The sequence below is a fragment of the Polaromonas sp. genome (genome assembly GCF_043778355.1).
In the GTDB taxonomy this organism is placed as follows: Bacteria; Pseudomonadota; Gammaproteobacteria; order Burkholderiales; family Burkholderiaceae_C; genus Polaromonas.
This window is the reverse complement of record NZ_JAYWHI010000058.1, coordinates 1-9,178: the sequence shown is the minus strand read 5'-3', so window position 1 is coordinate 9,178 and position 9,178 is coordinate 1. Positions and strand designations below refer to the sequence as shown.

Here is a 9,178-nt window from a genome sequence, read left to right as displayed (position 1 = left end):
AGCGCAGGGGACCCAGACCATCGGGTCGCCTTTCTTTTGGGTACTTTTCTTTGGCGACGCAAAGAAAAGTGCCTCGCCCGCCGGGGCGAGACCCGGCTTGTTGGCATACCTCAAAGTACGAGTCACCGAACATGGATCCCGGATCAAGTCCGGGATGACAAACCCGGATCGCAGCGGAGGCGCAGATCAATCAATATCGTCCACCGTATCCGGATCCGGCACATCGCCAATCGCCTGCCGCGTCAGCGCACCTTGCACCATCAGCCAGTCGCAAAAGGCTTTGACCTCCGGCCGCGCCGCGCTGCGCGGGCCGACGATAAGCCAGTAGGCCATCGGGGAGTCCAGCCGCAGGTGCGGCAGCGGCTCGATCAGGTCGCCGGAGGCCAGGCTTTCGGCGATCAACGGCAGGCGCGCCAGCACGATGCCCTGGCCGGTCAGCGCCGCCTGAACCATCTGGTAGGCGTAGTTGAAATAAAGCCAGCGCTTGCCTTCGAGCTTGGGCGTGCCGTTGACCTCCAGCCAGCGCCGCCAGGTCAGCCATTCCATGTGGGTGGCATGTGAATCGCCGGCTTCGATCAATGCGAAATTCGCGAGATCCTCGGGTTTTTTCAGGCGTGGGCTGCTTTTGAGCAACCAGGGGCTGGCGACGGGTGTGAGTTGCTCGCCGAACAAGCGGATCGCGCCCGATGTCGCCATACGGCTGGCCGGGCCGTAGCGCAGCGCCATGTCCAGATCCGAGGTGTCGAGGTCAATCGCCGAGTCCGACGCGTCGATGCGAATGTCCATGTCGGGGTTGTCGCGCTGGAAGGCTTCCAGTCGGGGGATCAACCACATCGACGCAAAGGAGGCAAAGGTGGTGAGGGCCACGCTTTTGCGGCCGGCACTCTGGCGAATCTGCCGCACGGCGCCGTCGATGCGCTCCAGCGACGGTGTTACGGCGCGCAGCAAAATGCCACCCGCACCGGTCAGTTCGACCGAGCGTGTGTGGCGATGAAACAGGCTCAGCCCGACCTCTTCTTCCAGCGTCTGGATCTGCCGGCTGACGGCAGACTGCGTCAGCGCAAGTTCTTCGGACGCGGCGCGAAAGTTCAGGTGCCGGGCCACCGCTTCAAAGGCACGCAGCTGGCCGGCAGAGATCGGCCGGGAGCGCAAATGGGTCTGGGAATGCTGCATGTCGGGAATGTTGATTCATGCGTTAATGGAATGAATAGCGTAACGCGAATTCATTGGACTGCCAAGCACCGGAGGGCGATCATTCACTCACCCTCATGGCTTTCGATGGAGAACTGCAATGTCAAATTCACCCTGCCTCCCCCCGCAATCATTGAGCGGCGCCGATGCGCTGTCGGGCTGCTGGAAACTGGGCAGCGGGCGCGCCTTGACCTTGCGTCCGACCGAGCCCGGCGTGCTGCGTATCGCCCACGGCCAGGTCTGGATCACCTTCAACCACGCGCATCGGGACGACGGCGTGCGCGGCGGCGATCATTTTCTGGGCGCGGGCGAGCAACTCAAGCTGCTGCCGGGCCAGGTGCTGGTGATGGAGCCCTGGCACGCAGCCAACGCATCGCCGGCCTATTTCAGTTGGGACCCCCTGCCGACGGCTGCGGGTGTGGTGCTGGCCAGCCCCTCACGCCATGCGCTGGCGCAGCGGGCGGTCAGCCTGCCGTGGCGCGCGGGTGTGGCTCAGCCACTGCGCGATTTGCGCGGCGCCCTGGGCCTGGCGGCTGCCGCCTCGGGCCGGCTTGTTTTTGGCTTTGCCGGTGTGCTGGGCACCGCCTTGCTGGTGCTGCCGCCGCGTTTTGTCGTGGCGCTGGCGACCGGACGCGCGCGCAGGGCTTTGGCGACACGCGCCTTCAAGGCGCAGGCCAGCGAGAGCCGCGCCCACTGCGCCATCAGTTGAACAGATTCCATCGCGTCTTCGGGCGCGCTGTAATAGTTGAGGCGCATCGGCTTGCCCCTGGCTTGGTAAACAAAGGGCGCGCAGCCGGCTGCCTCAAACTGCGGCCGACTCTGCGCATCGGCCTTGAGCCAAAGGGTCTCGCCCTGGCCCAGATCCAGCACCAGCGCGATGTGGAGGCCGTCGGTGCTGATGCCGAAGCCGCCGAACATGCGGCGGGCCGTGCAAGGGCCGACGCTGCCAAGGAGCTCACAGCAATAGCGGGCAAAGGACAGGTCAGCAGCCATCGTGCTACTTTAGCGCGGCCGGCGTGCTTCACAATAGCGCATGGCCCGTCCCAAATCCGCCACCCACGAGCTCCAGCGCGAAGCCATCCTCGATGTTGCGGCCCAGTGTTTTGCGCAGCGCAGCTACATGGCCGCCAGCATGAACGATATCGCCGCCGCCTGCGGCACCTCGAAAGCCAGGCTCTACCACTACTACACCAGCAAGGAAGCCATTCTGTTTGATCTGCTGGACCGCTACACCCAGCATCTGCTGGCCATCATCGGCCAGACCGAAGCCAGCGCCCAGCGCAAGAATCTGGATGACCGCGCCGCGCTGCATGAGCTGATCCGCAATTTCCTCGACCAGTATGAAAGCTCGGCCACGCGCCATGTCGCGCTGCTGGGCGACACCAAATTTCTCGGCGATGTGCAGCGCGAACTGATTCTGGACCGGCAACGTGATGTGGTCTCGGCCATGACGCGTTTTCTCAAGCGCGCCTACCCGCAACGCATCACCGCCACCAACCAGACGGCGGTGACCATGATGCTGTTCGGCATGATCAACTGGACCTTCACCTGGATGCGCCCCGATGGGCCCATGAGTTACCGGGCGTTTTCGCAGGAAGTGGTTTCCATGCTGGAGCGCGGTCTGGCCAGCTGACGACGGCAGGAGACAGAATTCAACTATTCGTAATAAGTTACGTATAGTAGAATTACCCCGAGACCCACGATCCAGGCCGGCGACCGTCCGGCTATCCCACGGAGACCCCATGTCCAAAGCTTTTGCCTCCCAGTCCGACCTCACCGACAAAAAAATAACTTTTGAACAACTCAGCGCGCATTGCTGGGCCTATACCGCCGAGGGTGACCCGAATTCCGGCGTCATCATCGGCGAGAAGTTCATCATGGTCAGCGACGCAACCGCCACGCCGGCGATGGCGCAGGATTTGATTGCCCGCATACGCGCCGTCAGCGACAAGCCCATCAAGTACGTGCTGCTGACCCATTACCACGCCGTGCGTGTGCTCGGCGCCAGTGCCTACATCGCTGAAGGCGCGACCGAGGTCATCGCCAGCCAGGGTACTTATGAGCTGATCGTCGAGCGGGGCGCCGAAGACATGCAAAGCGAGATGGAGCGTTTTCCGCGCCTGTTCCGCAATGCCGAAAGTGTGCCCGGCCTGACGTGGCCGACGATGGTGATTGCCGGCGGCGACCCGGTCAAGGGCGAGGTGCCCGGCAAGCTGGTGATCGACCTTGGCGGTGTGCGGGTGCAGATCTGGCACCCCGGTCCGGGCCACACACGCGGCGACACAATTGCCTGGGTGGCAGAAGAAAAGGTGCTGTTCTCCGGCGACCTGGTCGAGTACAACGCCGGTGTCTACACCGGTGACGCCCAGCTCGAAGAGTGGCCGGCCACGCTGGAGGCGCTGCGTGCGCTCGGGGCCGAAGCCATCGTGCCGGGTCGCGGCGAGGCCATGAAAGGCACTGCGGATGTCAACAAGGCGATCGACTACACGGTGCAGTGGGTGCAAACGCTGTACCGCTGCGGCAAGGAAGCCGCCGCCGCAAAAATGGACCTGAAAAGCGCGATGGCCCACACCCGCAAAAGCATGGACCCGATCTTCGGCCAGGTCTTCATCTACGAACACTGCCTGCCGTTTGACGTGAGCCGCGCCTACGATGAGGCCAGCGGGATCAAGAATCCGCGCATCTGGACGGCCGAGCGCGACAAAGAAATGTGGGCTGCGCTGCAAGCCTGATCTCATTGATCGACAGAGCGCGGATTACCCTCGCTGTTTGACGCGTCGATCCCCACGGAGTGGGGCCCCTCGCCGGTCGCCAAACAACTCGCCGCACATCTGGACGGCCGAGCGCGACAAGGAAATGTGGGCCGCGCTGCAAGCCTGATCTCAATGATCGACAGAGCGCGGATTACCCTCGCAGTTTGACGCGTCGATCCCCACGGAGTAGGGCCCCTCGCCGGTCGCCAAACAACTCGCCGCACATCTGGGCGGCCGAGCGCGACAAGGAAATGTGGGCCGCACTGCAAGCCTGAACTCAATGATCGCGATGGCGCTCCGGGCTGCTAGAACCGTTTTTCAATCGCCAGATGAAAAACAGCCGGGCCTTTTTGAAAGGCCGGAATAAAGATCAATTTGGGCGTGATCGTTGCGATGGCTGGAAGACTCAGACTGAACGCCAGTACCGGCGTGAGTGTGTGACCTTGTCCGTAGGTTCTGCCATCAATCACTTTGGGCTTGTACCCGGTTGCCACGCCGGCCATCACGCCAAAAGGCCCGTACTCCAGCGTGGCTCCCGCATAAACAGTGACGCGACCCAAGGTGTTGTGATACATCCCCGCGGTTATGCCTTCGTCCGTCCGGACATACACGCCGGGATTGACGTTGTTTTGGTAGGACTCGCTGGGCGAATGAACACTCCCCAGATGTAATCCGAACGTGGTGGCCTGGGCACTGGAAGCCGCCATGGCCACCAAGACAAGAATCAAATTAGATTTCATCCTACAAGCTTATTCGGCATTGACCTACCGACACAGAAGTATTTTTATGGCCGTTTTTGGCTGGCCTTGACTGTAGCCCCGCGCACCTGCGCACCACAATGTCAAAAGACACACGTCCAGCAATAGGCTGAAGGTGTGGTTATTTCCCCATCGAAGTCGTGCGCCTGTCATGGATTTCAGGAGACGTTCTGGGGATTTGTTTCGCCCAGTTACGCAGACGGGTCATGTGTGGGCGGTGCGCAGGCGGCCGGCGATGAGCCCAGCGGTATCCATTGCGCATCTGGTCCGCCAAGCACGGAGAGGAGTCCGGACGGAAAAAGAGACGTCGGCTGCAAAGCGGCCGCGACGCCCCACGCCTGATCCACTTTTTTAGTGGTTAACTGTCCAGGTCCACACTGGGCAGCAGGGCCAGAAACTGCGCCATGGCTTGCTCCGGGCCGGCTTCTTCCATGCGTGCCAAAACGTCCACGTCATCCCCAGCGGCATAACCGAGGCTGAAACGCCGGAAGCGGCGTTCCGCCAGCGGTCCATGGTGCAATATTTCGATATTGACGTGGCGCGGATCATCCCGGATGCGCTCGGTCAGCGCCAGCACGGCTTTGCGCGGGCCCTCGATCTGCTGGCAAAAACGCAGGCCGTCAAACACCAGCAAACCGGTGACGCCGGCCGCTTCATTGGCGGTCCGGGCTTTCGCTGCGATTTGGGAAACCACCTTGACGGGAGAGTCGGGTGAGAGGGTGCTGACATAGAGCACCTCGTGTAATTGCAAGGCTTTTTCCATAAGTGGCGTGTAATGTAGCCAGTGGGCTGGGCCGCAACAATGTCAAAAGACATGAGCGCTACCTGCATTCATTCGGCACTAGAATTCTCCGTGGTTATCACCCCGCTCTCCCACGCCAGCGCGTGCCCCCGTCACTGCAAGGATTGCCGCCTGCGCGGCCTGGAAACCTTCAAGCCGGTGACGCCGCAGGAGCTGGACTTCATCCAGGACTTTCGCAGCGGCGCAGGGTTCGCAGTAGCCGGCACCTCCATCATTTCGGAACAAAACCCCAACGGCAAACTGTTCACGCTTTACGCCGGCTGGGCCTTTCGCTACAAGACGCTCAGCGACGGGCGCCGGCAGATTCTCAATTTCCTGCTGCCCGGTGACTTCATTGGCCTGCAGCAGGAGTTTGCCGATGGCGCCAGCCACGGGGTGGAAGCGTTGACCGACGCGAGCTTGTGCGTTTTTCCGCGTGATGGTTTGTGGGACCTGTTCCGGCAGTTTCCCAGCCTGGGTTACGACGTGACCTGGCTGTCTGCACGCGAGGAAGGCATGGTCGACGACAACCTGCTGACCAACGGACGGCGCAACGCCACTGAACGGGTGGCCATGCTGCTGATCCATCTGTACCGGCGTGTCGAGTGGCTGGGGCTGGCGACAGACGGTTCGATTGAATTTCCGATCAACCAGCAACACATCGCCGATGCGCTGGGCCTGTCCTTGGTGCACACCCACAAGACCTTGCGGCGCCTGAAACAGCTCGGTCTGCACGAGTTGCGGGACGGACGCCTGCATTTGCTCAACCCCAAAGCACTCCACCGACTGGCGGATTATTACGACCTTCCCATGCGTCAGGTACCTTTGTTGTAGGCCTGCACTGACATCGCCGCGCCGCGCCAGACGACAGCAGCAGCGCGGCTGGTTTTCTAGGCTGAGTCTTTCGCGTCCCCGACGCGATGGATACGCAGAAAGCCTTGATGAACGCGAAGATTATTTTCCGGCCCGGTGTGCTTCAGCAGCAACCCAGGCGCCCGGTTAACCAGCAACAGCAACAAAGCAGTGGCTCCGGCGAATTTCAGCCGCCGCGCGGCGGGTCACCCGGCCATGGCTCAAGCGTGAGCTGGCAGCACGGCGATGGCAGCCGCCTCACAACTCCTGCGCAGCCAGAATCCTGAAGTCCTGGGCATAGTCCGCCAGCGTTTCGACCGCTTTGGCGCGCTGCGCGGCGGTCGTGCTGTTATGCAGGAGGGCGAGTGTTTTGCAGTTATCGCGTGTCAGCGCTTCCTGGTAGCTGCGGTAGACCGGGTTCGGTGAACTCAAGGTCCGCTCAAAGTAGCCCCTGACCGCTGACCTGGACTGCGCCGCCGTGGCAGCGCCGCCCGCCAGGGGCGCGAGGGTTTGCAGGGCGTCCTGCTGGCGCCGCTGGTGCTCGGCCAGGGACACGCTGGCGTCAAACACCGACTGCGCGATTTGCCGGCGCAAAACCGCCAGTTGCTTTTCTTCCAGCGCGCCATACAGCATTTCGGCACGGCTTACGGCTTTTTTGATACGTTTGTCGATGCGCGACGCCGGCGTGCCGTCCAGAAAGTCTTTCTGGTACTCGCGGTTAAGTTTTGAAAATTTGCGCTGGAGAAATTTCAACTGCTCGGGTGCCAGCGTTCCGGCAAGTTCGGCGACAAGCGGCTCGGTCCGACTGGAAATCGCCAGAAGCCTGTTGCGCAGATCGTCGGTGGCGCTGCACACCTGCGCCTCGTCCAGGTCGCCGGGCAACAGCGCTTGCCATTTCTTCAGGAAGTCGCCGTAGGCCGGCAACTGCGTGCTGCGGTGCCAGCGCTGGACTTTCACCAGTTCTTCCTTGACCCGGCTGGTCTGCGCGTCGCTGAAATCAAAATACCCATCGAGTTGCAAGTAAGCCAGTTCATGCGCCTGGTTGTAGGCGATTTTGACCGCGCTGCAGGCGCCGAGCAGGCCAGCCAGCGCCAGCAGCCCGGCAAGGCCGATAATCCGCAGAAGAGCTCCAGATTGCGCGGTACGCGCGCCCCACCCACCAGGCACAGGAAATTTCATGGCAACTCCAGTTGATGTCGTCATCATGGCAGCGGGCAAAGGCACCCGGATGAAAAGCCGTCTGCCCAAAGTGTTACACCGATTGGGCGGTCGTGCGCTACTGACGCATGTGATTGACTGTGCAGCGCGGTTATCGGCACGGCGGGCGGTGGTGATCACCGGCCACGGCGCCGCCGAAGTCGAGGCCGCTCTCAGCGCAGCGGCGCCTGGCGGCCTGCAACTGGTTTTTGCGCGGCAGGCGCCCCAGCTCGGCACCGGCCACGCGGTGCAGCAAGCCGTCCCGCTACTGGATGACGACGGCATCACGCTGGTGCTGTCGGGCGACGTACCGTTGACCCAGGCCGACACCCTGCAAGCCTTGCTGGCGCAATGCGACGGCCAGCGGCTCGCGCTGTTGACACTGAGCATGGCCGACCCCACGGGTTACGGCCGCATCGTGCGTGCCGGCAAGGGGGCATCGGCCCAGGTACGCGCGATCGTGGAACACAAGGACGCCAGCGAGGCCGAACGAAACATCCATGAGATCTACAGCGGCATCATGGCGGTACCGACCGGCTTGCTGCGCGGCTGGCTGGCCCGGCTGGACAACAAAAACGCCCAGAACGAGTACTACCTGACCGACATCGTGAAGTTTGCGGTGGCCGACGGGGTGGCCGTGGTAGCGCACCAGATCACCGATGCGGCGCAAGTCGCCGGCGTCAACAGCCCGGTGCAATTGGCCGAGCTGGAGCGGGTCCACCAGTTGCGCATCGCCACCGCGCTGATGGAGCAGGGCGTGCGCCTGGCCGACCCGACACGTCTCGATGTGCGCGGCACGCTGGACTGCGCGCAGGACGTGGAGATCGACGTCAACTGCGTTTTTGACGGCGCGGTGACGCTGGGCGAAGGTGTGCGCATAGGCGCCCATTGCATGATCGCCAACGCGACCATCGCCGCGGGCGCGGTGATCCACCCCTTCACCCACATCGACGGTGAAAAACTCGGTGTGCAGGTCGGCGAAGGTGCGCTGGTTGGCCCGTTTGCACGGCTGCGTCCCGGCGCGCAACTCGGCGCCGACGTGCACATCGGCAATTTTGTCGAAGTCAAAAATGCCAGCCTGGCCAGAGGCGCCAAGGCCAACCACCTGGCCTACGTCGGTGATGCAGCCCTGGGCGAACGTGTCAACTACGGCGCTGGCAGCATCACGGCCAACTACGACGGCGCCAACAAACACCGCACGGTGATCGAAGCCGATGTGCACATCGGCAGCAACTGCGTGCTGGTAGCGCCGGTGACCATAGGCGCGGGCGGCACTGTAGGCGCGGGCTCGACCATCACCAAAAGCACGCCACCCGGCACGCTCAACGTGGCGCGGGGCAAGCAGGTGAGTCTGGCGGGCTGGGAGCGGGCGGTGAAGGCGCCCAAAGCCTAGTTTTGGAATGATTTGGGCCTCTAGCTCATGTCCATTGGGCGTTATCAGCTATTGAATTCATAGCAAATGTACCGCATCGGACCGTCATCCCGGACTCGATCCGGGATCCCTGTTCGATAACTCGTGCTGTGTGGTTCGCCTACAAGCCGGGGGTTGCCCGGCAGCAACTCACTTTCTTTTTGCGTCGCCAAAAAGAAAGTAAGCAAAGAAAAAGGCGACCCGATGGTCTGGATCCCCTCCGCTACGCTCCGGG

At 62.4% G+C, this 9,178-nt stretch carries 9 protein-coding genes and 1 pseudogene; 5 read left to right on the top strand and 5 right to left on the bottom strand.

Going from position 1 to position 9,178, the window contains the following annotated elements:
• Positions 1-186: 186 nt before the first annotated feature.
• Positions 187-1,173 carry a LysR substrate-binding domain-containing protein gene (locus tag ACH2CW_RS09410; protein WP_395057411.1) on the bottom strand — a complete coding sequence of 329 codons (987 nt, stop codon included), beginning with the start codon at positions 1,171-1,173 and terminating at the stop codon, positions 187-189.
• Between the two features lie 118 nt (positions 1,174-1,291).
• Between ACH2CW_RS09410 and ACH2CW_RS09405 the strand changes: the two genes are divergently transcribed.
• Positions 1,292-1,900, top strand: a complete 609-nt coding sequence (locus ACH2CW_RS09405; RefSeq protein ID WP_395057409.1) for a DUF2917 domain-containing protein — start codon at positions 1,292-1,294, stop codon at positions 1,898-1,900.
• 17 nt (positions 1,901-1,917) lie between these two features.
• On the opposite strand, the pseudogene ACH2CW_RS09400 reads toward ACH2CW_RS09405, so the two are convergent.
• Positions 1,918-2,109: pseudogene (locus ACH2CW_RS09400) on the bottom strand (TfoX/Sxy family protein); the annotation flags it as partial.
• 115 nt (positions 2,110-2,224) lie between these two features.
• Here ACH2CW_RS09400 and ACH2CW_RS09395 point away from each other — a divergent pair.
• Both ACH2CW_RS09395 and ACH2CW_RS09390 read left to right on the top strand, forming a co-directional pair.
• A complete protein-coding gene (locus tag ACH2CW_RS09395) occupies positions 2,225-2,824 on the top strand; it encodes a TetR/AcrR family transcriptional regulator (protein ID WP_395057407.1) in 600 nt (199 codons plus the stop codon).
• A gap of 109 nt (positions 2,825-2,933) precedes the next feature.
• Positions 2,934-3,923 carry an MBL fold metallo-hydrolase gene (locus ACH2CW_RS09390; RefSeq protein WP_395057405.1) on the top strand — a complete coding sequence of 330 codons (990 nt, stop codon included), beginning with the start codon at positions 2,934-2,936 and terminating at the stop codon, positions 3,921-3,923.
• Positions 3,924-4,249: 326 nt separating this feature from the next.
• Here the strand turns inward: ACH2CW_RS09390 and ACH2CW_RS09385 are convergent, their stop codons facing one another.
• Positions 4,250-4,684 (bottom strand): hypothetical protein, encoded by a 435-nt coding sequence (locus ACH2CW_RS09385; protein WP_395057403.1) that lies wholly within the window; start codon positions 4,682-4,684, stop codon positions 4,250-4,252.
• Positions 4,685-5,060: 376 nt separating this feature from the next.
• Positions 5,061-5,465 carry a BLUF domain-containing protein gene (locus tag ACH2CW_RS09380; RefSeq protein ID WP_395057401.1) on the bottom strand — a complete coding sequence of 135 codons (405 nt, stop codon included), beginning with the start codon at positions 5,463-5,465 and terminating at the stop codon, positions 5,061-5,063.
• A gap of 90 nt (positions 5,466-5,555) precedes the next feature.
• Between ACH2CW_RS09380 and ACH2CW_RS09375 the strand changes: the two genes are divergently transcribed.
• Entirely contained in the window at positions 5,556-6,317 is a 762-nt protein-coding gene (locus ACH2CW_RS09375) for a Crp/Fnr family transcriptional regulator (protein WP_395057399.1), read from the top strand.
• Between the two features lie 276 nt (positions 6,318-6,593).
• On the opposite strand, the gene ACH2CW_RS09370 is transcribed toward ACH2CW_RS09375, so the two are convergent.
• The gene (locus tag ACH2CW_RS09370) at positions 6,594-7,514 is read right to left on the bottom strand and encodes a DUF6279 family lipoprotein (protein ID WP_395057397.1); all 921 of its coding nucleotides are present in this window, start codon (positions 7,512-7,514) and stop codon (positions 6,594-6,596) included.
• Between ACH2CW_RS09370 and glmU the strand changes: the two genes are divergently transcribed.
• Positions 7,513-8,925: a bifunctional UDP-N-acetylglucosamine diphosphorylase/glucosamine-1-phosphate N-acetyltransferase GlmU gene (gene glmU / locus ACH2CW_RS09365; RefSeq protein ID WP_395057395.1), complete on the top strand. Its 1,413-nt coding sequence runs from the start codon at positions 7,513-7,515 to the stop codon at positions 8,923-8,925. The two genes, ACH2CW_RS09370 and glmU, sit on opposite strands and share 2 nt — an antisense overlap.
• Positions 8,926-9,178: the final 253 nt, after the last annotated feature.